Origin of the sequence: Ruegeria spongiae (genome assembly GCF_023502395.1) — a bacterium.
GTDB classification, from domain to species: Bacteria; Pseudomonadota; Alphaproteobacteria; order Rhodobacterales; family Rhodobacteraceae; genus Ruegeria_C; species Ruegeria_C spongiae.
The window spans coordinates 39,144-60,237 of record NZ_JAMFMB010000024.1 but is presented as its reverse complement, the minus strand read 5'-3'; the positions used below and the strand labels follow the sequence as shown (position 1 = coordinate 60,237).

General features: G+C 61.5%; 19 protein-coding genes. 7 read left to right on the top strand and 12 right to left on the bottom strand.

The window, feature by feature from the left end; all coding sequences use genetic code 11:
• Positions 1-2: 2 nt before the first annotated feature.
• On the bottom strand, positions 3-1,190 hold the full coding sequence (locus M3P21_RS16935) for a 2-aminoethylphosphonate--pyruvate transaminase (RefSeq protein WP_249711792.1): 1,188 nt from the start codon (positions 1,188-1,190) through the stop codon (positions 3-5).
• Between the two features lie 96 nt (positions 1,191-1,286).
• Here M3P21_RS16935 and M3P21_RS16930 point away from each other — a divergent pair, with 96 nt between their 5' ends.
• Positions 1,287-2,186, top strand: a complete 900-nt coding sequence (locus M3P21_RS16930) for a LysR substrate-binding domain-containing protein (RefSeq protein WP_249711790.1) — start codon at positions 1,287-1,289, stop codon at positions 2,184-2,186.
• Here M3P21_RS16930 and M3P21_RS16925 read toward each other — a convergent pair whose 3' ends face one another.
• From M3P21_RS16925 to M3P21_RS16905, 5 genes are all read right to left on the bottom strand, one after another.
• Complete coding sequence (locus M3P21_RS16925) at positions 2,187-3,818, bottom strand: ABC transporter ATP-binding protein (protein ID WP_249711789.1); 1,632 nt, start codon at positions 3,816-3,818, stop codon at positions 2,187-2,189. It abuts the gene before it with no gap.
• A gap of 1 nt (position 3,819) precedes the next feature.
• Positions 3,820-4,950 carry an ABC transporter permease subunit gene (locus M3P21_RS16920; protein WP_249711787.1) on the bottom strand — a complete coding sequence of 377 codons (1,131 nt, stop codon included), beginning with the start codon at positions 4,948-4,950 and terminating at the stop codon, positions 3,820-3,822.
• The gene (oppB, locus tag M3P21_RS16915) at positions 4,943-5,860 is read right to left on the bottom strand and encodes an oligopeptide ABC transporter permease OppB (protein ID WP_249711784.1); all 918 of its coding nucleotides are present in this window, start codon (positions 5,858-5,860) and stop codon (positions 4,943-4,945) included. The genes M3P21_RS16920 and oppB overlap by 8 nt, the downstream gene beginning before the upstream one ends.
• A 61-nt stretch (positions 5,861-5,921) precedes the next feature.
• Complete coding sequence (locus tag M3P21_RS16910) at positions 5,922-7,511, bottom strand: peptide ABC transporter substrate-binding protein (protein WP_249711782.1); 1,590 nt, start codon at positions 7,509-7,511, stop codon at positions 5,922-5,924.
• Between the two features lie 169 nt (positions 7,512-7,680).
• Positions 7,681-8,937, bottom strand: a complete 1,257-nt coding sequence (locus M3P21_RS16905) for a cytochrome-c peroxidase (RefSeq protein WP_249711780.1) — start codon at positions 8,935-8,937, stop codon at positions 7,681-7,683.
• Between the two features lie 30 nt (positions 8,938-8,967).
• On the opposite strand from M3P21_RS16905, the gene M3P21_RS16900 reads away from it, so the two are divergent.
• The gene (locus M3P21_RS16900; RefSeq protein WP_249711778.1) at positions 8,968-9,435 is read left to right on the top strand and encodes a tetratricopeptide repeat protein; all 468 of its coding nucleotides are present in this window, start codon (positions 8,968-8,970) and stop codon (positions 9,433-9,435) included.
• Positions 9,436-9,531: 96 nt separating this feature from the next.
• Here M3P21_RS16900 and dctP read toward each other — a convergent pair whose 3' ends face one another.
• Genes dctP through M3P21_RS16870 form a run of 6 tightly spaced genes read right to left on the bottom strand, consistent with a single transcriptional unit; the run spans position 9,532 to position 15,298 of the window.
• Positions 9,532-10,596, bottom strand: coding sequence for a TRAP transporter substrate-binding protein DctP (dctP, locus tag M3P21_RS16895; RefSeq protein ID WP_249711776.1), 1,065 nt, complete (start codon positions 10,594-10,596; stop codon positions 9,532-9,534).
• 24 nt (positions 10,597-10,620) lie between these two features.
• Positions 10,621-12,096 carry a TRAP transporter large permease gene (locus M3P21_RS16890; protein ID WP_249711774.1) on the bottom strand — a complete coding sequence of 492 codons (1,476 nt, stop codon included), beginning with the start codon at positions 12,094-12,096 and terminating at the stop codon, positions 10,621-10,623.
• A complete protein-coding gene (locus M3P21_RS16885) occupies positions 12,097-12,687 on the bottom strand; it encodes a TRAP transporter small permease (RefSeq protein WP_249711772.1) in 591 nt (196 codons plus the stop codon). It lies immediately after the preceding gene.
• A gap of 51 nt (positions 12,688-12,738) precedes the next feature.
• Positions 12,739-13,254 carry a flavin reductase family protein gene (locus tag M3P21_RS16880; protein WP_249711770.1) on the bottom strand — a complete coding sequence of 172 codons (516 nt, stop codon included), beginning with the start codon at positions 13,252-13,254 and terminating at the stop codon, positions 12,739-12,741.
• A complete protein-coding gene (locus M3P21_RS16875) occupies positions 13,254-14,144 on the bottom strand; it encodes an aldo/keto reductase (protein WP_249711769.1) in 891 nt (296 codons plus the stop codon). The genes M3P21_RS16880 and M3P21_RS16875 overlap by 1 nt, the downstream gene beginning before the upstream one ends.
• Positions 14,144-15,298 (bottom strand): LLM class flavin-dependent oxidoreductase, encoded by a 1,155-nt coding sequence (locus tag M3P21_RS16870; RefSeq protein ID WP_249711768.1) that lies wholly within the window; start codon positions 15,296-15,298, stop codon positions 14,144-14,146. Before M3P21_RS16870 ends, M3P21_RS16875 begins: the two co-directional genes overlap by 1 nt.
• 102 nt (positions 15,299-15,400) lie before the next feature.
• Between M3P21_RS16870 and M3P21_RS16865 the strand changes: the two genes are divergently transcribed.
• The 5 genes from M3P21_RS16865 to flgK all read left to right on the top strand — a co-directional run bounded on the left by M3P21_RS16865 (position 15,401) and on the right by flgK (position 21,092).
• Positions 15,401-16,111 carry a GntR family transcriptional regulator gene (locus tag M3P21_RS16865; RefSeq protein ID WP_249711767.1) on the top strand — a complete coding sequence of 237 codons (711 nt, stop codon included), beginning with the start codon at positions 15,401-15,403 and terminating at the stop codon, positions 16,109-16,111.
• Between the two features lie 10 nt (positions 16,112-16,121).
• Positions 16,122-17,225 carry a Gfo/Idh/MocA family protein gene (locus M3P21_RS16860; RefSeq protein ID WP_249711766.1) on the top strand — a complete coding sequence of 368 codons (1,104 nt, stop codon included), beginning with the start codon at positions 16,122-16,124 and terminating at the stop codon, positions 17,223-17,225.
• Between the two features lie 143 nt (positions 17,226-17,368).
• A complete protein-coding gene (locus M3P21_RS16855) occupies positions 17,369-18,217 on the top strand; it encodes a flagellar motor protein MotB (protein WP_249711763.1) in 849 nt (282 codons plus the stop codon).
• A gap of 88 nt (positions 18,218-18,305) precedes the next feature.
• Complete coding sequence (locus tag M3P21_RS16850; RefSeq protein WP_249711761.1) at positions 18,306-19,604, top strand: flagellar hook protein FlgE; 1,299 nt, start codon at positions 18,306-18,308, stop codon at positions 19,602-19,604.
• 36 nt (positions 19,605-19,640) lie between these two features.
• On the top strand, positions 19,641-21,092 hold the full coding sequence (gene flgK, locus M3P21_RS16845; protein ID WP_249711759.1) for a flagellar hook-associated protein FlgK: 1,452 nt from the start codon (positions 19,641-19,643) through the stop codon (positions 21,090-21,092).
• Positions 21,093-21,094 lie beyond the last annotated feature (2 nt).

Below are 21,094 nucleotides of genomic sequence, written 5' to 3'. Positions count from 1 at the left end.
GATCAGGCGGCCAGTTTGGCGCGTTCTTTCAGGGCGGCGGCGGGCGGCGCGGCGCTGGCCACCCCCATGTCATTCAGTGTGGCCTTGGCGGCGGTCACAACCTGCCGCATCACATGTTCGTCCATCTGCCCGATGCAGCCGATACGGAAGCTGTCCACAACGGTCAGCTTGCCGGGGTAGATGATGAAGCCCTTGGCCTTCATCAGATCGTAGAAGCGGGAAAATTCGAAATTCGGGTCTGCGGGGCAGAAAAAGGTCACGATGATCGGGCTGAGCCAGCGGTCATCCAGCAGCGTCTCGAACCCCAGCCCGCGCATCCCCTCGACCACAACGTCGCGGTTACGGGTATAGCGCGCGCCGCGCCCGGCAACGCCGCCTTCAGCCTCATGGGCGCGCAGCGCTTCCAGAAAACCCGCGACCACATGGGTGGGCGGGGTAAAGCGCCACTGGCCGGTCTTTTCCATCGCCGCCCATTGGGCATGTATATCCAGGCTCAGGGAATGGCTGTTGCCCCTGGCCGCCTCAAGTTCGGACTTGCGCGCGATGATGAAACCAAAGCCCGGAACGCCCTCAATACATTTGTTGGCCGAGGACACCATGGCCTCAAAGCGGATATCCGACGGCCGCAGGTCAATCGCGCCAAACGCCGACATCGAGTCCACCAGCAGTTTGCGCCCGGCGGCATAGGTTGCCTCGGAAATCTCGTCAATCGGGTTGAGAATGCCGCTGGAGGTCTCGCAATGAATGGCGACGACATGGGTGATCGCCGGATCATCGGCCAGTATCTGCGCCACTTCGGCCCCACGCGGCGGCAGGTAATCGCCCTTGTCCAGCACGATGTGATCACGGCCCAGATAGGCCATTGTCTGCGCCGACCGCTGGCCATATGCGCCGTTCGCCAGCACCAGCACCTTGCCGTCTTTTGGAATGAACGAGCCCAGCATCGCCTCGACCGAGAACGAACCCGACCCCTGCATCGGCACACAATCGAAATCCTCGGCCCCCGGCCCCAGCAGCGCCAGCAGCCGTGTGCGCATCTCGCGGGTCATGGCGCGGAAATCATCGTCCCAAGACCCCCAGTCGCGCAGCATCGCCTCTTTCACCTCATACGAAGTGGTCAGAGGGCCTGGCGTCAGCAAATAAGGCTCCCCCAGCTTTGGTGCGTCGATCCTGCGATGGTCCGAGGTCATGGCCGCGATTCCCAAGTTGCTGCGATGCATGCATGTTTGCCAAAGCGCGATCCATATGTGAAATTGAATTAAACGATCAATCCATAGGTTTCATTTATGCGTAAATCCGCGTCGGTCCCGGTTCGCTACAGTCAGTTGAAGGCGTTTCATAATGTGGCTCTAACAGGGGGATTTTCGCGCGCAGCGGACGCGTTGCGCCTGACGCAACCGGCGATCTCGGAACAGGTACGGCGGCTGGAACAGGATCACGACGTCCTGCTGTTTCACCGTGAACGCAAGCGGGTGCGCCTGACCGAAGCCGGCGAGCGCCTGTTTCACCTGACCCGGCAGTTTTTTGAGGTCGAGCAGCAGATCGAGGAATTCATGTCGGAATCCGGCGCCGCCATGGATGGCACATTGCGCATCATCGCCGATTCCGCCCATCACGTCACCGACTTGCTAGGCCGGTTCCGGGCGCGCTATCCGGATGTGACCATCTCGCTGCGCTCGGGCAATACCGCCGAAGTGGTCGAACAGCTGCGCAGCTATGAGGCCGAGATCGGCGTGGTGGGTGGCTTGCCCCCCGGGCGCGACATGGAGGTGATCGCACTGGCCTCAACCGAGATCACCGCATTTGCCGCCCGCGACCTGCTGCCTCAGCAGGCCAGTCTGACCCTGAACGACCTGACCCAACATCCGCTGATCTTTCGCGAAGCAGGCTCTAAAACGCGGCAAAAGCTGGAAGAACAGGCCGCAGCGCGCAATGTGCGGCTGACACCCGTGATCACCGCCGAGGGCCGCGAGGCGGTGCGCGAGGTGGTCGCCTCGGGCGCGGGGATCGGTTTTGTCTCACAGGCGGAATATGTCGAGGACGCTAGGCTGCGGCAAATCCCACTGTGTGATGTGCACGCTGAAATGAGCGAGGCCATCGTGCATCTCGCCCAGCGCCGCGACGTGCGGGTGATCCGCGCCTTCATGGATGTGGCCCGCGAGGTGCACGGGCCACAAGAGCGTTGATCAGGCCAGCTTCTCGCGCAGGATTTCGCGCAGATCGAAAGCCGCACGCATCAGGTCGCGGGTGTATTGCTGCGAGGGATTGTCAAAGACCTGCTCGGTCAGACCCTGTTCAACTACCTTGCCGTCGCGCATGACCATGACATAATCCGACAGGGCACGAACCACCGCCAGATCGTGGCTGATGAACAGGTAGGACAGTGCGTGTTCCTTCTGCAGCCGCCGCAGCAACTCGATCACTTGTTTCTGTACCGAGCGATCCAGCGCCGAGGTCGGCTCGTCCAGCACGATCACCTTGGGCCGCAGCACCACGGCCCGCGCAATCGCGATCCGCTGCCGCTGCCCGCCTGAAAACTCATGCGGGAAGCGGTTGCGCATCGAGGGCTCAAGCCCGACATCCTCCAGCGCTTGCGCGGCCCGTTCAGCACGTTCACGCTGCGACAGTCCCGGCTCATGCACCAAAAGCCCTTCGGTGATAATCTCGCTCACCGTCATCCGCGGCGAGAGCGAGCCGTAAGGGTCCTGGAACACCATCTGCAACCCATCGCGATAGGGTCTCATATGCGCCCGGTCGAGCCCGCTGATTTCCTGCCCCAGATAGACCACCCGACCCTCTGAGGGCAGCAGTTGCAGCAAGGCACGCCCCAGCGTGGATTTGCCCGAGCCGCTTTCGCCCACAATCCCGATCGTCTGTTCCCGGTGCAGCGCCACGTCAATGCCTTTCACGGCGGTGAACTGCGTGTCCTTGCGCAGGAAACCTCCGGGCGTGCCAAAGGTCACCACCACATCCTTGCCCGACAGCATCACTTCGGCATCCGCCGCCGGTGCGCTCTTTTGTCCCGAAGGTTCAGCATCCAGCAACATGCGGGTGTAATCAGTGGCGGGGGCCTGGAAGATCTGTTGGGTCTCGCCCTCTTCCTCCAACTGGCCCTTGCGCATAACATAGACGCGGTCGGCAAAGGCTTCGACGATGCCCAGATCATGGGTGATGAACAGGATCGACATGCCCAGCCGGGCCTGAAGCTCGGCCAGCAGATGCAGGATATCGGCCTGAATGGTCACATCCAGCGCTGTTGTCGGCTCATCCGCGATCAGCAGATCGGGGTCATTGGCCAACGCCATGGCGATCATCACACGCTGCCTCTGCCCGCCGCTCATCTCGTAGGGATAAGATTTCATCCGCCGCTCGGGGTCGGGTATCTGCACCAGCTTGAGCAGTTCCAGCACCCGCGCCCGCGCCTTGGATCGCGACAACCCGCCATGCACCATCAACGGCTCACAGAGCTGATCCTGAATGGTGTAGAGCGGATCGAGCGATGTCATCGGCTCCTGAAAGATCATCGAGATCTTGGCGCCGCGGATCTTGTTCAGCTTCTTCACCGGCAGGTTCAGGATGTCTTCGCCGCGATAGCGCACCGCACCCGTCGCCTGCCCGTTCGAGGCCAGAAGCCCCATGGCCGACATCATGATCTGGCTCTTGCCAGAGCCGCTTTCACCCACCACGGCCACTGTCTCGCCACGTCTGACATGCATCGAGACCCCGCGTACCGCCTCGACCGCGCCATCGGGCGTGTCGAAGGTGACGCGGATATTGTCGATCTCCAGCACCCGGTCGGAATGGATTTGCTTTGCCATATCAGCGGTCCTTCGGATCGAGCGCATCGCGCAGGCCATCGCCCAGGAAGTTCAGGGCAAACAGCAGGATTGTCATTGTCGCCGCCGGATAGAACAGCATGAACGGCGCGTTGCGCATGTTCTTGGCCCCTTCCGAAATCAGCACACCCAGCGAAGTCAGCGGTTCCTGCACGCCAAGCCCCAGGAAGCTGAGGAAGCTTTCCAGCAGGATCACCTTGGGGATCAGCAGCGTCATATAGATGATCACCGTCCCGGCGGTATTGGGGATGATGTGCCGCCTCACGATGGCCCGGCCCGACACGCCCAGCGCCTCGGCCGCCTGCACGAACTCGCGCCGCCTCAGAGACAGGGTTTGGCCACGGGTGATCCGCGCCATATCCAGCCATTCGACCGCGCCCACGGCGAGGAACATCAACACCAGATTACGACCAAAGAACACCACCAGCAGGATCACGAAGAACACGAAAGGCAGCGAATACATCACATCGACAAAGCGCATCATGACGTTGTCCACGCGGCCCCCGACAAAGCCCGCCGTCGCGCCATAGATCACCCCGATCGTCAGCGCCACCGCCGTGGCCAGCGCGCCGATCATCAGCGAGATGCGCAGCGAGATCAGGATGCGCGAGAACAGGTCGCGCCCGTTGGCATCGGTGCCCATCAGGAAGTAAAGCTGCTGGACCGAGGCCTCGATCACGCCTTTCTTGGGGTCTGCCGGATCGATGGTGATCTCGGCATCCGAAAACACGCTGGAGCGGTCCAGATAGCGCGAGATGCGCGGGTCGATATCGCGGCTGTCGCTCGATACCTCGATGCGGACCTTGCCGTCCTCCACATCAATCGCGCCAAGATCCACTCGCGCCCGGCGCAGGGCGGATTCAGCCGCCGGGATCACCTGTTCCTCTTGCGGATAGGATTCAAGCGAGGGCTTCACCTTGACGAATTCCGGGTAGACCTTGGAATAGGAATGCGGCGCCAGCATCGGGCCGAAGATCCCCGCCAGCGCCAGCACGATCAGCACAAAGATCGAGGCCATCGCGGCCTTGTTCCGCCGCAGCCGCAGCATCGCCGTCGCCCAGAGCGAGCGACTTTCGCCCTGCACAGGGCCTGTATCAACAGTCATATCAGTCATAGCGCACCCTCGGGTCGAGAACGGCGTAAAGCAGGTCGACGATCAGGTTGAAGACCACAACAAAGACGGCAACGATCACCACCGTGCCCATCACCAGCGTGTAGTCTCGGTTGAGCGCGCCGATCACGAAATAGCGCCCGATGCCCGGCAGGTTGAATACCTGTTCCACCACGATAGAGCCGGTCAGCAGCGCCGCAGCGGCGGGGCCGAGATAGCTGATCGCAGGCAGGATCGCGGCGCGCAGCGCATGTTTGCCGACCACCATATAGGTCGGCAGCCCATAAGCGCGCGCGGTACGCACATGGTCGGACCTGAGCGCTTCGATCATCGAGCCACGGATCAGCCGCGTCACCACCGCGATCTGCGGCAGCGCCAGCGCGATCACCGGCAGGATCATCTGGTTCCACTGGCCCCAGCCCTGCGCGGGCAGCCAGCTGAGCACCACCGCAAAGACCAGCGACAGCACCGGTGCCACCACGAAGTTCGGCACCGTGATGCCAAAGGTCGCCACCGCGATCACCGAGAAATCGGTTTTTGTGTTCTGGCGCAGGGCCGCCACCGAGCCCAGAAACGCGCCCAGCACCAGCGCCAGGATCAGGGCCGTTGCGCCAAGCTGGATCGAGATCGGCAGGCCCTCGGCCAGAATCTCATGCACCCGCTTGTCGCGATAGATGAACGAGGGGCCCATATCGCCTTGGAACAGGTTGCTGAGATAAATGCCGTATTGCTGCCACAGCGGCTTATCCAGCCCGAATGTGGCGTTGAGATTGGCCATCACCGTCGCCTCGAGCGTCCGTTCCTGATCGAAGGGACCGCCGGGCGCGAGGCGCATCATGAAGAATGCCGCGGTAACGATGATAAATAGCGTCGGGATGGCGGATAAAAGCCGCCGGAGTGCATAGCTTAGCATCTGAGGGGTTCACCAAAAGAGAGGCGGCGCCGGGGTTCTCCGGCGCCGCGCTTGAAAGCGGTTACTGAGGCAGGCTCAGGTAGCGTGTCGCGTGGACGTTCTGGATGTTGTCTTCCCAGCCCTGCAGGTCGGGGGACACCAGCGACCGCGAGGAATAGTAGAGCAGCGGGATGAACGGCAGATCGCGCATGAACAGACCCTCGGCCTGCTGCAGCAGCGCCGCGCGCTTGTCCAGATCGGTCTCACCCGCCGCCTGATCCATCAACCCGTCATACTCGGCGTTGTTGTAATTGGCGTAGTTGAAACCGTCATTGTCCGACTCGACCATGAACAGGAAGTTCTGCGGGTCCGAATAATCCCCGATCCAGCCAGCGCGGGCGACGTCGAAATCCCCCTTGTCGCGCAGGTGCGCATAGTGGGCCGAGGCGTCACGCACGTTGAATTCGACATTCACGCCAAAGTTGGACCACATATCCGCAATCGCGGTTGCCGCGTTCTTGTGGTTTTCGCTGGTGTTATACATCAGCTCTATAGTGACCGGGCTGTCGGGCGAAATACCCTTGGCGGCGAGGATTTCGGCAGCCTTGTCTTCGCGGTCCAGCATCGACATGCCGAAATACTCGGTCTCGGGCGAGCCGCCGGAATAGTTGCCAATGCCGGGCGGCACAAAGCTTTCGGCGGGAACCATGGTACCCTGGAAGATCTCGTCCGCCAGGAACTCACGGTCGATCAGCATCGACAGGGCTTGACGCACTTCGGGGTCGGCCAGCGTGTCGTCCTTGTGGTTGAGCGCATAATAATAGGTGCCCAGATAAGGCACCACGCGCACAGCGGCATCATGCTGATCACGCAAGCGCGCAATATCTTCGGCCGGCAGGTCCGAGCAGCTATGCACTTCGCCCGCTTCCCAGGCGCGCACGCAGGTGGCACGATCCTCGAAAGGCAGATAGTTCACTTCGGTAAGCGCGACGTTGTCGGCATCGTGGAAATTGGCATTCTTGGTCAGAACGATCTTGTCGTTCAAAATGTTCGAGGTCAGCGAATAGGCCCCGTTCGACACCATGTTGCCCGGCTGCACGAAATCGGCGCCATGGGTATCAACCGAGGCGGGATGCACCGGCAGGCCGGTCTGGTGGGTCAGCAGTTCAATGAAGAAGGGCGTTGCCGCGCCCAGCGTGATTTCCAGCGTCTTGTCGTCCAACGCTTTCACGCCCAGTTCCGACGGCGCCATCTCACCCTTGTTGACCGCTTCGGCGTTCTGGATCGGGTAAAGGATGTTGGCATATTTCGCGCCGGTCTCGGGCGTCATGATCCGCTGCAGCGAATAGACGAAATCCCCTGCGGTCACCGGGTCGCCGTTGGACCATTTGGCATCGTCGCGCAACTTGAAGGTGTAGACGAGGCCGTCATCGGTGACTTCCCAGTCCTCGGCCACGCCGGGGGCAATCTCGGCGGTGGGGGTGTAGACCACCAGACCCTCATACAGATCGCGCAGAATGTGCGCCTCGGCTACTGTCGAGGTCTTGTGCTGATCCAGCGTTTCCGGGTTGCCGTCATTGCCGCGCATATAGGGTGCAGCACCTGCGGCGCTTGCCAGACCTGCAAGGATCGTGGCGGACAGAAGTGTGGTTTTGAGTGATAGAGTCATCATGGTTCTCCCTCCCTGATAACGTTTTGCATCCTCTTTCCTACGCCCGAGTCTCGGATGGACACAACCCCAACAGGTAACAATCCGCCGGGCAAGTCCGGCGCCAACGGGGGCACGAACGATAATGTCGCGGGCGCGGCGGTGATGTTAAGAAAATGTCATATTCGACCTCTCAGGGCGCGAATCCCGCAGGCACGCCAAAGGGCGTCCGATCCACCGCACGCCCGGTCAGCGCGTGCAGAAAGCCGACCAGATCACCAATCTCTGCATCGCTCAGCGCAACTGATTCGATATCCCGCGCGCGCTGTTGCCGCTGCATTTCGTGCCGGTCCTGCCAGATCACGAAGTCGCCCGCTGCCAGCCATGGCGCCTCTGGTAGCTGCGCCGTTTCGGGGGTCCAAAGGTGTAGCGAGCGGTCGGGATCAAGGTGGTGCCGGATGATCCCTTCAAGCGTGGGAAACGCGCCGTTATGCCCGTATGGCCCGGTTAGAGCCACATTCCGCAGCATCGGCGTGCGGAATCTATAGGCGTCATCAAGCTGGTCACTCTCCCCCATCCGCCCCACATCGCGCGCATATGGGTCAAAGCGGCGGGTTCTGCCCGGACCAAAGGGCGGCAGGCCCAGCGCGTGGAACTTCTGATCAGAGAGCAGCGGGCCGGAATGGCAGGTCGCGCAGCTCGCCTTGCCGTAGAACAGGTCCATCCCGCGTTTCTGCGTACGGGTCAGTGCCGAGGTCTCCCCCCGCAGATAGGCGTCAAACGGACTGTCGATACTGCGCCATTCCACCGCCATGAAAGCGGCCAGCGCATTGGCGATCTCGACGATCGTTACCTGTTCCGGGCGATCAATATGGTCGAAGGCCGTGACAAAGGCATCTTGGTAGGTCGGATCGCCGCGCACCCGTTTGGCCAGAATCGGCCAGGCGGCGTCGATCCGGTCATGGACCGCGCCGATCACCGAGTTCTCGCCCGGGTTTCCCGCCATCTCGAACTGGGCGACCAGCGGGAACAGCGCCTGCGCTGCCAGAAGCGAGTTTAAGCCTTGCGGCAGCCATTCTTCAGCGGGCGAGTCGAACCCGTTGCCGAACTGGTCCGACTTGCTCAACCGGCCATCATGGAAAAACGTGTGCAACTCGCGCGCACCCAAGTTCCACAGGCCGGGTGCGTTGCGAGGAATTCGTTTCTTGATCCTGCTGTCGCCCCTACCGGCATGCCGCTCGGTGCCCAGCCCGACACCTCCCTCTCCGATGCCCAGTGACAGCCCGTCCGAGGTGCCGAAATCGGGATGGTGGCAATGGGCACAGGTTATATTGCGGTTGCCCGACAGGATCGGATCGTAAAAGAGTTGATGACCCAGTGCTGCCTGTGCCGGGTCTGAGGCTATGAAATCCGCTTCGCTCAGGGCGCGCGGCAGAGGCTCCGCCGCCACCGGCAGCGCCAAGACGAGGAAGACGAGACCATGTATCGCCTGCTTTTGTGCCTGTTTCTCGCGCAGCCAGCTTTTGCCGATATCGAAGAGGCGCGCGACCTGATGGAAGCCGGGCAGTTTGACGCCGCCTATGACGCGCTCTGGCCTGCCGCGCGGTCCGGCAATGCCGATGCCGAAGAGCTGATCGGCGTGATGTATGCGATGGGTCTGGGGGTCGAACGCGACGATGCCCGCGCGTTTGACTGGTATCTGCGCGCCTCGATGAAGGGGCACCCCGGCGCGCAATCGGGCATCGGCTGGTATTACGAGGTTGGTCGTGGCCTGCCCTCCCCCGACCTGACCCGTGCCTATCTGTGGTATGCGCTCTCGGCCATTGGTGGCGACCCCGACGCGGCGATCAGCCTCGAAGAGGTGGTCAAGAAGATGACGCCCGAGCAGATCGCCAAGGCGCAGGAACTGATCGACGATTACCAACCCTGGATGTACCCGTTTCGCTAGAGCACGTCGTGCAAAAGTGGGAACCGATTTTGCGCTCCCCGGACGTGCGACACTAAGGTGATGCGGGCGGGCGTTTCCGCCCGCCATTGGATCGGTTTACTGCGTATCCGCCGCGCGGGCTGCATTGATCCGCTCTTCTGCCTGGGCGACCGAACCGACCAGCGCGTCATAGGCCTGCTGGCCGCCATCCACATTGGCTGTGAACCAGTCGTAAACCGGTGCTGCCGCCTCTTTGAAGGCCGCCTTTTCCTCGGGCGACGGCACATAAAGGTCTCCGCCTCCGGCCACGAAATCCTCGTAAGCCTGGATCGACTTGCGCTTGGGCGAGGCGAATGTCGCCTGCTGCAGTTGATAGAAACCATCGACCACAACCGTGCGCAGCTCGGGCGGCATGGACTGGAACTTCTCGTTGTTCATGAACCAAAGGGCGCCCATATAAGCGTGCCCGTCCAGCGTGACATATTGCAGCCCGGCATCGGGGAACTTCATGTTCATGATGTCGGTTATGCCGTTTTTAGAACCTTCTACAACGCCAGTCTGGAAGCTGGTGAACAGTTCCGGCCACGGGATCGGCGTGGGCGATGCACCCAGCGCTTCGACCAGGACCTGCGGCAGGTCGGCAACCACGGTACGGATCTTCAACCCTTCCATATCAGACGGGCTCTGCACCCGTTTCTGGGTGTTTGCGAAGTTCCGCCAACCGCCGGTATTGCCCACGGTCATCAGGCGGATTGCACCACCGGACCCGTCCGAGACCATCTGCTTCATCGATCGCATGAAGTCGCTGTCACTTGCCAAGACGGCCTCGGCGACACGGTCATCAGCCATCAAATAGGGTAGGTCCAGCACCTGGACAAAGGGGAAGATACCTGCAGCACCGCTCGAAGTGGAAATGAAGATGTCCACGCTGCCATCGGCCACGCCCTGCAAACACTCCGCGCCGTTCGAACAGAGCTGCGTGCCGATGAACATCTCTACCTCGATCGCGCCGTTCGAGGCGGCCTCGACATAGTTCTTGAAGACGATCAGACCGTCGTAATCCTCGTCGTTTTCGTTCGAGTTGGCCGTCGCGCGCAGCGTAAAGTCTGCCGCCGACGCCGTGATGGCAGATCCAGCCAATATGGCCGCTACGGCCACCGATTTTAAGGCAGTTTTGAGCACAGCGTTTCCTCCCTGTTCAGATACTCATTGGGCGAACCCGGTCAGTCGCGGGATCGTCATGGATATGGCCGGGACATAGGTGATCAGGAAAATCACCAGAATCTCCACGGCCAGAAATGGCAATATGGCCTTGGCGATGGTTTCCACCCGTTCCCGCGACACCGCCGCCGCGACAAACAAAACCAGCCCCATCGGCGGCGTGGCCAGACCGACGGTCAGGTTAACGCTCATGATGATGGCGAAGTGGATCGGGTCGATACCGAGATCGACAAAGATCGGCCCCAGAATGGGCCCAAGGATGATGATTGCGGGGCCGGCATCCAGAAACATCCCGACGATGAACAACAGCAGGTTGATCAGGAACAGCAGGATCAGGGGGTTCTCGCTGAGGTTCAGGATGAACCCGGCCAGTTGCTCGGGCGCGTGGCTGAGGCTGACCACGGTCTTGAACGCCATCGCCGCGCCCACCAGCAGCAGAACCACCGCCGAGGTGATGCCCGCGTTGGTCAGGATCTGCGGCATGTCCGACAGTTTCAGGCTGCGCAGGATGAAAAAGCCCACAAAGATCGCGTAAGCCACCGCAACCGCCGCCGCCTCGGTGGGGGTGAAGACCCCGGCCAGAATACCGCCAAGGATCAGGATCGGCGTTTGCAGCGGCACCATGGCGCGTTTGCAGACCATGCGGAAATCATGGCTGACCACACGGCGCAGCCCGAGAAAGATGCCATGGGCAATCAGCAGAGCCCCCGCCAGCAAGCCCCATTTGATCGCAGCACCCGCCTCTGCCGCGATGGGCATGAAGGACCAGATCAGCAAAGCAACGTTCAGCCGAACAAGGACAAAGGACACCCACCATTCGGTCTTGCCCAGCTGGGTGCCGGTCAGCACCACCCGATGCGCGGGCGGCAGATCATAGCGGTCGGCCATCAGCCGGACCATCACCATCAGCCCGACGCCGACCAGAATTCCCGGCACGATTCCGGCCAGAAACAGTGCCGCGACGCTTTCGCCCATCACATAGGCATAGATGATCATGATCCCCGAGGGCGGGATGATCGGCCCGATCACCGAACTGGCCGCCGTGATCGCAGCGGCGAATTTGCGGCTGTAGCCCTCTTTCTCCATCGCCGGGATCAGCATCGAGCCCAGCGCCGAGGTATCGGCCACCGCCGAGCCCGACAGACCCGCAAACAGGATCGAGCTGAGGATGTTGACCTGCGCCAGCCCGCCGCGCAGGTGCCCCATCAGCGCCTGGCTGAACTCGACCAACCGGATGGTGATGCCACCGCGGTTCATCATCTCGCCCGCCAGCATGAAGAAGGGGATCGCCATCAGCGGAAAGCTGTCCATGCCGTTATAGACATTGCGGTAGAGCAGCGTGATGTCCTTTTCCTGCCCGTTCAGCCACAACAGCAGACCCGGCGCGGCCAGCAGGCCGAAAAACACCGGCAGGCCGATCAGCAGAAAGAACAGGAATGCAGGCAGGAACCAGATCAGCATCTATTCGCTTCCCAGCAGTTCGACATCATCGATGGGGCGCAAGCGGTCTCCGCCGCCCATCAGGGTCACAAGACCTCGCAGGATCAGCTCGATATTGACCGAGGTCAGCAGGATCACCCCGACCAGCAGCGAGGCCATCATCCAACTGCGCGGAATCCGATGCCATTCGTCAAAGGAAAGCGACGTCGGCAGGTAAAGCGAGGCGGTGGTGAACTTGCCGCCAAACCCGGTGACCTCGCCCCATCCGATCTGGATGGCCACCACCAGCACCATGAGCGAGACCAGTAGCAGAAACAGGCTGAGGATCTGACCCAGGATGCTGGGCAGGGCGCGCCCAAACATATCAATGGCGACAAAGCCGCCGCGCCGGAATGCGGTGGGGGCCATCAGCCCGGTCATCCACAGCATGCAGAACCGCGCGGCCTCATCCGGCCAGGGCAGTGCATTGTTCAGAACATATCGGAAAAAGACCTGAATCAGGATCGCGGCAACCATCGCAGCGATCGCGACAACGCCGATGGCGCGCCCGATCCGCAAGATAATTTCGTTCACGAAGCCAATCGGCGCAAGCACCGATACTAATCCGCCCATGCGGATTGCCCTCCCTTTGGTGCCTGCCTTTGTTGACAGGGCTTGGCGCGCTTATTGCTGCGCGAATTGGCCGAACTTGCCGGCAAAAAAGGCCAATGCGTCTCCGTCGCTCATTTCGATCTGGTCAACTTCTCCGACGATGATCACGTGATCGCCCGCCTCGTGGCAGGCCACATGGCGGCATTCGAACCGCGCCAGACAACCGGGAATCAGCGGCACCCCGGCCTCGTTTTCGATGTAGTCAAAATCGCTCAAGGCATGGGCGTCCTGCGAACAGCCCCAGCACAGTTCGCTTTGATCTGCCGACAGCACGTGGACGGCAAACCGCTCGGCGTCGCGGAACAACGGAAACCGGCGCGAGCCTTTGCTAGGAGCCCACATCACTAACGGTGGGTCCAGCGACAGCGACGAGAAACTGTTGGCGGTAACGCACAGCGGGCCGGTCTCTCCGGCGCAGGTCACCACCGTCACCCCGGTGGCGAATTTCGCAAACGCGTCGCGCAATTGCCGTGGGTTGGCGGTATTGGGTTTAAACACCACCGGCGTCTTCGGAGAGAAGGCGTTCATCACGGCACCTCCTTGCCCAGCGCCGCCTCATAGAGACGGAACCAGTTTTCCCGATCGAGCGTGACTTTCAGCGCATCAGAAATGCGTGCGATCCGGTCCGGATTGTTGGTGCCCATCACCGGCAGGATACCCGCAGGATGGGCCAGCAGGAAGGCCACCGCCACCGCAGCGCGATCCACGCCCGCCTCGGCGGCGATCTGGTCTGCGATCTGCGCGGCTTTGCTCTGCCCGGTCATCAGCGTACCCCCTCCCAGCGGGGACCAGGCCATCACGGGATGGCCATGCTGTTGATGATAGGCCAGATCACCGTTCGAGAAAGATGTTATTTCGGAAAGGGATATCTCGATCTGATTTGTGACCAGCGGCGTCTTCATCGCCGATTGCAGCAGCGACCAGTCCCAGGGGCGGAAATTCGACACACCCACGCTGCCCACCTTGCCCGAGGCGACCAGCCCGTCCAGTGCCGCGCCTGTCTCGTGGTGGTCCATGAAGGGATCGGGGCGGTGAATCAGCAAGAGGTCGATATGATCGGTTGCCATCAGCCGCAGCGAATGCTCGACCGAGGCCTCGATATGGGCGCGCGAGGTGTCGTAATGTTTGACCTTGGCACCCGAGTACCGCCCGCAGGGTGCAACGATGCCGCATTTGGTCACGATCTCCATCCGGTTGCGCAATCCCGGATTGGCGCGCAGCGCATTACCCAGAACCTCTTCGGCGCCGTAATCGCCGTAGATATCCGCCTGATCGAACGAGGTGATGCCCTGATCCAGACAGGCCTCGATCTTGGCGATCACATGGTTTGCCGAGGTATCCTCTGCCTCGGCCAGTCGCCACATGCCGTAAACGATCCGGCTCAGTTCCAGTTCAGTGCCCAATTTGACGCGGTCCATCAGCGACGTACTCCGTTGCCCAACGGTGTTGCGGGCGTGTCCGATGGCACGCGGCCATAGGCCTGCGGCAGCGAACAGGTTTTCAGGTTCGGCAACACGCGGCTGCCGAAATGGCGGGCCTCGTCGATATGCGGGTAGCCCGAGAAGATAAAGGCGCGAATGCCCATCTTCTGATAGGCCTCGATCTTGGACATGACCTGATCGGTGGACCCTACCAGCGCCGCGCCGCAGCCCGACCGCGCCCGGCCCACGCCGGTCCACAGATGGTCCTCGGTATAGCCGAACTGATCGGCCAGCTCGCGCGCCCGCGCCTGATGCGCCACCCCCAGCGAGGTCGAATCGAGCGCCCGTTCGCGGATCAGCCGCCCATACTCATCATCCAATTTAGAGACTATATATTTGGCATATTCGCGCGCCTCGACTTCGGTATCGCGCACGATCATGTGCACGCGCAGACCATAATCCAGCGTCCGGTCATATTTCTTCGCAACTGCGTTCACTGCCTTCATCCGGCCCTCCAGCGCGTCCTTGGTTTCGGGCCACATCAGATAGACATCGCAATGCTGCCCGCACAACTCCAGCGCCGCCGGGGAATAGCCCCCGAAATAAAGCAGCGGCCCGCCGGTCTGATAGGGCTTCACCGGATCAGTGGTCAGGCCCGCGAAACTATAGACTTCGCCCTCATGGTTGATCTCATCCTGCGTCCAGGCTTGCTTCAGGATCTCGACCACTTCGCGCGAACGCTGGTAGCGGTAGTTGCTGTCGGCCTTTTCACCGGGAAAGTCCGAGCTGATGATATTGACCGTCAGCCGTCCCTTCAGCATGTGATCCAGCGTTGCGATGGTCCGGGCCAGCATGATCGGCTGCATCTCGCCACAGCGAACGGCGGCCAGCAGGTTGATGCGGTCGGTGATCGGCGCACAGCCCGCCACAAAGGACAGCGTGTCCTGCCCCACCTGATAAGAGGACGGGCACAGGATGTTGCGGAACCCGTGCGCCTCAGCCTCTTTCACGATGGCCGAACAATGCTCCCAGCTTGACCGCAAGGCGCCATCGGGCTGGCCCAGAAACTGGTAATCGTCCGAGCACAGCGCCGAAAACCACGACACCTCGGCAGCATCAAGGTCGGGCGATGTGATGGGCACGATGGTCATTCGGGGTTTCTCCGCGCTGGGTCGCTTTTTCTCTTGCGTAACAGGCACCTTGATGTAGATCAATAGTGTATCAATTATTTCCGCGACAGGACGCCGCACCCCGTGACGCAACCCGGCCCAAGCCCGAACGCCTTACCGCTTTATGTGCAAATCGCAGAGCGGCTGACCCGCGATATCGCTGCAGGTCGGTTGATCGAGGGCGAGCGCCTGCCGCCTGAGCGTGAGATGGCGACGCAGATGAACACCTCGGTTGGCACGCTGCGCAAAGCCCTGCGCCAATTGACCGAACGCGGCTTGCTGGAGCGCGTGCAGGGGTCGGGCAATTATGTGCGCAACAGGTCCGAGACCGACAGCGTCTATGCCATGTTCCGGCTGGAACTGCCCGAAGGCGGCGGGTTGCCGCGCGCGGATGTGCTGTCGGTCGATCTGCTGCCGAAACCTGACGATCTGCCGGGGTTTGGCACATCGGACAACGGATCACGGGTGCGGCGGCTGCGCTATCTCAACGACACGGTGATCGCGGTCGAAGAGATCTGGCTGGACGCCTCGGCTGGGCTGATCCGGCGGCGGGATCTGTCCGATTCGCTCTATCACTACTACCAGAATCAGCTTGGGTTCTGGATCAGGCGTGCCGAAGACCGGGTCTCGGTTGGGGAGGTGCCGGATTGGGCGCCCACGCAATTTGCCAAACCCCACGGGACACCCATTGGGTATATCGAACGGTTCAGTTGGGCAGACACATCGCAGCCGGTCGAGTTCTCGCGCACCTGGTTTGACCCGGACCGCGCGCTTTATGTCCAGCGGCTCAGATAAGGAGACGGGCGTGACCCGACAGATCAATTACGGGATCATCGGCTGCGGCATGATGGGGCAGGAGCACCTGAGGAACATCGCGCTGCTCGAGGGCGCGCGCACCCACGCAATTTTCGAGCCCGATGCCGGGATGGCCGAGATTGCTGGCCAGATCGCGCCCGAGGCGCTGCTTGTACCCTCACTCGATGCGCTGCTTGCCCTGCCGGATCTGGATTGTCTGCTGGTCGCCAGTCCCAATCACTGCCATGTCACCCAAGTTTTGCAGATCGCCGAAACGCGCCCCCTACCCTTGCTGATCGAAAAGCCGCTATTCACCGACCCGGCGGATGTCGAGGCGATGATGGCGCTGCGCGACAGCTATCCAGCCCCGATCTGGGTGGCGATGGAATATCGCTACATGCCGCCCATCGCGGCGTTTCTGGGCCAAGCCAAGGCGGTGACCGGCGGCATAAGGATGCTGACCCTGCGCGAACACCGATTTCCCTTCCTGCAAAAGGTCGGCAACTGGAACCGCTTCAACCGCAACAGCGGCGGAACCTTCGTTGAGAAATGCTGCCATTTCTTCGACCTGATGCGGCTGGCGCTGGGGGCCGAACCGGTGCGTGTCATGGCCTCAGCCGCACAATCGGTCAATCATCTCGACGAGCGCTATAAGGGCGAGGTGCCCGACATTCTCGATAATGGTTATGTCATCGTCGATTTTGACAATGGCGCGCGGGCGATGCTGGAACTGTGCATGTTCGCCGAGGGCGCGACCTATCAGGAAGAAATTTCAGCTGTTGGACCCGCGGGCAAGATCGAGGCGCTGGTGCCTGGGCCGAGCCGGTTCTGGCCTGTGCATCTGGGCGCGCCGCCAGTCCCTAAACTGATTGTCAGCCCGCGCGCGCCCAAAGGGCCGGTGACGACCGAAATCCCGGTATGCAGGGACCTGCTTGATGCGGGTGATCACAACGGATCGACCTTTTATCAGCATCAGGCGTTCCTGCAACTTCTGCGCGGCGAGCGCGACAGACCGGACGTGTCGCTGCTGGATGGCTGGATGGCGGTCCGGATGGGGCATGCAGCTCAGCGCTCTGCCGCATGCGGAGAGCCGGTATTGTTAGAGCCTGTATAAGCAGGAATATCTGATGCCGCCTCGCGCCGGTGGCGTGCAACCTTCGGCCCAGAAACCACCGGAATACCCGCTCAATTTTATCTGTTAGCCCGCTCTTAACACCTGTGCCGCTACCACGGTGAAGGGTGAAAGAGGTGGTGGAGATGGGTGCGCAATCAAATGCGGCGCCAGTCATCATCAAACGGAAGAAAGTCGTTGGTGGCGGTGGTCACCATGGTGGTGCATGGAAGGTGGCTTATGCCGATTTCGTGACAGCCATGATGGCGTTCTTCATGTTGATGTGGCTGCTGAACGCAACGACCGAAAAACAACGCAAGGGACTGGCGGATTACTTTTCGCCGTCTATCCCGCTCAGCCCGGTTTCGGGCGGCGGCGATGGTGCCTTCGGTGGCGAGAACGTGTTCTCGGACGATGCCGTGGTTCTGGATGGGCGCGGCGCGTTAAAGCAGCACCTGACAGAATCGCGTCGCGCACGGGGTGCAACCGGCGTCGACCAATCCGGGGCCGAGGACGCGTCGGCGGACGAGTTCAGCGCCGTGCAGAACATGCTGCAGGGGCGCAGCGGCGAAAGCCAGGTTTCTGACCGGCTGCTGAAACACATCGTCACCCGGGTCACCGACGAAGGTCTGATCATTGAGCTTTCGGCAACCGAGCGGGTGCCGCTGTTCGATCAACATTCCGACACGCCGACCCAGACAATGCGCGATTTGTCGGCTGTCGTTGCAAAAGCCGCGGCGAGCGTCAGCAACCATGTCGCGGTCAGCGCCCATGTGCAGGCGCGCCCTGTTGTGCTGGTGCGCAGCCCGGTTTGGGACCTGTCCATGGGCCGCGCCACGACCACCAAAACACTTCTGGAACGCACAGGATTGGACCCGGCCCGCATTCAAAGGGTGACTGGACATGCCGACCGCAAGCTCAGGGATGATAACCCGATGGCCGCCCGCAACAACCGCGTCGAGATCACGCTGTTGCGCAGCGAGGCGACAGAATAGCTCGCATTTTAACTGTTAGCGCGCTGTTAAACCCCAGCGCGTAGCTGTTGCAGCAGGCCGAATGACCAAAGCAACAAAAGGGGCTCAGATGTCCATTTCCTCTTCGCTGAACGCGGGCGTGGCTGCGCTGTCAGCCAATGCCAACAGACTGGCAACCATTTCGGACAATATCGCGAATGCCTCGACTTTCGGATACAAGCGCGTCGAAACCGATTTTCATTCGATGGTCACCTCGTCCTCGGGTGGCAACTATTCCGCAGGTGGGGTCCGCACGACCAACCGCCGTCTGATCGATCAGGGCGGCTCGATCGTGTCGACCAGCAACGCGACCGACCTCGCCATCCGGGGTCGCGGCATGTTGCCGGTGCGGCGCACGTCCGAGATTTCGGATACCGGGTCGTCGCAGATGCTGCTGACCACAACCGGGTCGTTCCGCACCGACGAACAGGGATATCTGGTGACCGAATCGGGTCTGGTTCTGCTGGGCTGGCCCGCTGCCGCAGACGGTTCGATGCCTTCTTATCCGCGTGATACATCGGAAGGGTTGCAACCGATTCAGATGGGTGTGAATCAGGTCTCGGGGTCTCCGACAACCCGGATGGGGCTGCGCATGAACCTGCCCGCCACCGCGACCGAGGCCGGCGCGCCGGGTGATTCCCAGCCCCTGTCGGTGGAATATTTCGACAATCTGGGTAAATCGGAAAACGTGCAGATCGAGCTGGTTCCGACCGTGCCCGCGGCCGGTGCCAGCAATGAATGGACCATGATATTGCGTGATACGGGGTCCGGCGGGGCAGTGATCGGCGAATATACCCTGACCTTCAATGACAGCCGCACCGCCGGGGGCACTCTGGCGAGCGTCACTGCCGTTTCGGGTGGTGCCTATGATCCCGCCACAGGCAGTCTTGTGGTCAGTGTTGCCGGCGGTCCGATGGAAATCAATATCGGCCTGTTGGGCGATACGGACGGCATCTCGCAACTCTCTGACACGTTTGCGCCGGTCTCGACCACCAAGGATGGATCTGCTGTGGGCACCATGACCAAGGTGGAAATCGACGAAAACGGCTACGTCTATGCATTCTTCGATTCCGGTATCAGCCAGCGGGTCTATCAGGTTCCATTGGTCGACCTGCCCAATCCCAACGGCATGTTCTCGCTCGACCAGCAGACCTATGCGCCGTCCCGTGAAAGCGGCACCTATTTCCTGTGGGACGCAGGTGACGGACCAACCGGCGACATGGTGTCCTTCGCGCGCGAGGAATCCAAGACCGACATCGCAACCGAGCTGACCGCAATGATCCAGACACAGCGCGCATATTCCACCAGCGCCAAGGTGATTCAGACCGTTGACGAGATGCTTCAGGAAACCACGAATATCAAACGCTGACATGGCACCCGCTAGGGCCATGGAAGGAGGGCGGATATGACAATCTCGGCAGCGTTCAACAACGCGCTCAGCGGCCTGACAGCCAGCGGTCGCGCATCGGGTGTGATCTCGGACAATATCGCGAATGCGCTGACACCCGGCTACGCGAAACGCAGTCTCGAACTGACATCGAACGCAACCGCAGGCCAGGGCGTCCGCGTTCTGGGCATTACCCGCCGTACAGACCCGGTCCTGACGGACAACCGGCGCAGCGCCGAAGCGACATCTCGGAATGCCGACAGCCTCGCAAGGTTTCACGCCGAATTCGGAACGCTGATCGGTTCCACCGACGATCCCGCATCGCTGACAAATCGCGTGGCCGAGTTCGAAGCCGCTCTGATCACGGCCGCAAGCAATCCAAGTGCCCCGACCCGGCTTGACGCCGTTGCCACCGCCGCAAGCGATCTGGCGCAGGTGATTCAATCCGCGGGCAAAGGCCTGCGCGACCTGCGCACGCGCGCTGATCGCAATATCGACCAGCAGGTCGATAGGCTGAACGGCACCCTGCAGGATATCGAGTCGCTCAACGCCCGTATCCGGCGCGTTGAGCTGTCGGGCGCGGACACATCAACCCTGCTCGATCAGCGTCAGCAACTGGTGGATCAGGTCAACACCATCATCCCGGTCAAGATCGCCAGCCGCGAACATAACGGCATTGCGCTTTATAGCGAAGGCGGTGCTATTTTGCTCGATGGTTCCGCCGCAACGCTCGGCTTTACACGCGCCGCCTCTGCCGAACCTCATATGACCCAAGCGAACGGGTTGCTTTCCGGCCTTGAGATCAACGGCATGCCGATGCGGACCGGGGGTGAGACCTCACCGATCCGGGGTGGCACTTTGGCCGCCGAATTTCAGATCCGCGACGATCTTGCGGCCGACGCGCAGCAGAATCTCGACGCCCTCGCCCGCGACCTGATCGAACGATTTGCCGATCCGGCGGTTGATCCGACGCTGACCGTGACCGATCCCGGCCTCTTCACCGACGCTGGTGCCGCCTTTCTGGCGGCCAATGAGGTTGGCCTGTCGAATCGGCTGGAATTCAACGCTGTCGCAGATCCGTCGCAAGGCGGCGAAAGCTGGCGCTTGCGTGACGGGTTGAACGCCGCAGGTTCCGGCCCGCAGGGCGACGCCGCCTTACTCAGGGCGATGAGCGCGGCACTTACCGGCCCCCGAACCCTGGCGAGTGCAAATTTCGGGCCCGGCGCATTGACCGCAGCAGGGGTGGCAACCGGTATGTTGTCGATCACGGCACAAGCCACGGCCGAGACCGAACAGCGGTCGGTCTTTGCCTCGGCCACCTTCACCGAGTTTCAACGGATTGAACAGGAGCTTGGCGTGGACACCGACGCCGAACTGCAATCCCTGATGCAGATCGAACAGGCTTACGCCGCCAACGCACGGGTTCTCGAAGTTGTAGGGACCCTCATGGACACATTGCTGAGGATCTGACC

What these genes read in the sequence shown, in the direction of transcription:
- M3P21_RS16850 (WP_249711761.1), top strand. Translation starts at nt 18,306, where the DNA reads ATGTCCATTTCCTCTTCGCTGAACGCGGGCGTGGCTGCGCTGTCAGCC.
- M3P21_RS16920 (WP_249711787.1), bottom strand. Translation starts at nt 4,950, where the DNA reads ATGACTGATATGACTGTTGATACAGGCCCTGTGCAGGGCGAAAGTCGC.
- M3P21_RS16925 (WP_249711789.1), bottom strand. Translation starts at nt 3,818, where the DNA reads ATGGCAAAGCAAATCCATTCCGACCGGGTGCTGGAGATCGACAATATC.
- oppB (WP_249711784.1), bottom strand. Translation starts at nt 5,860, where the DNA reads ATGCTAAGCTATGCACTCCGGCGGCTTTTATCCGCCATCCCGACGCTA.
- M3P21_RS16900 (WP_249711778.1), top strand. Translation starts at nt 8,968, where the DNA reads ATGTATCGCCTGCTTTTGTGCCTGTTTCTCGCGCAGCCAGCTTTTGCC.
- M3P21_RS16910 (WP_249711782.1), bottom strand. Translation starts at nt 7,511, where the DNA reads ATGATGACTCTATCACTCAAAACCACACTTCTGTCCGCCACGATCCTT.
- M3P21_RS16930 (WP_249711790.1), top strand. Translation starts at nt 1,287, where the DNA reads ATGCGTAAATCCGCGTCGGTCCCGGTTCGCTACAGTCAGTTGAAGGCG.
- M3P21_RS16935 (WP_249711792.1), bottom strand. Translation starts at nt 1,190, where the DNA reads ATGACCTCGGACCATCGCAGGATCGACGCACCAAAGCTGGGGGAGCCT.
- M3P21_RS16870 (WP_249711768.1), bottom strand. Translation starts at nt 15,298, where the DNA reads ATGACCATCGTGCCCATCACATCGCCCGACCTTGATGCTGCCGAGGTG.
- M3P21_RS16880 (WP_249711770.1), bottom strand. Translation starts at nt 13,254, where the DNA reads ATGAACGCCTTCTCTCCGAAGACGCCGGTGGTGTTTAAACCCAATACC.
- M3P21_RS16890 (WP_249711774.1), bottom strand. Translation starts at nt 12,096, where the DNA reads ATGCTGATCTGGTTCCTGCCTGCATTCCTGTTCTTTCTGCTGATCGGC.
- M3P21_RS16855 (WP_249711763.1), top strand. Translation starts at nt 17,369, where the DNA reads ATGGGTGCGCAATCAAATGCGGCGCCAGTCATCATCAAACGGAAGAAA.
- M3P21_RS16885 (WP_249711772.1), bottom strand. Translation starts at nt 12,687, where the DNA reads ATGGGCGGATTAGTATCGGTGCTTGCGCCGATTGGCTTCGTGAACGAA.
- M3P21_RS16875 (WP_249711769.1), bottom strand. Translation starts at nt 14,144, where the DNA reads ATGGACCGCGTCAAATTGGGCACTGAACTGGAACTGAGCCGGATCGTT.
- flgK (WP_249711759.1), top strand. Translation starts at nt 19,641, where the DNA reads ATGACAATCTCGGCAGCGTTCAACAACGCGCTCAGCGGCCTGACAGCC.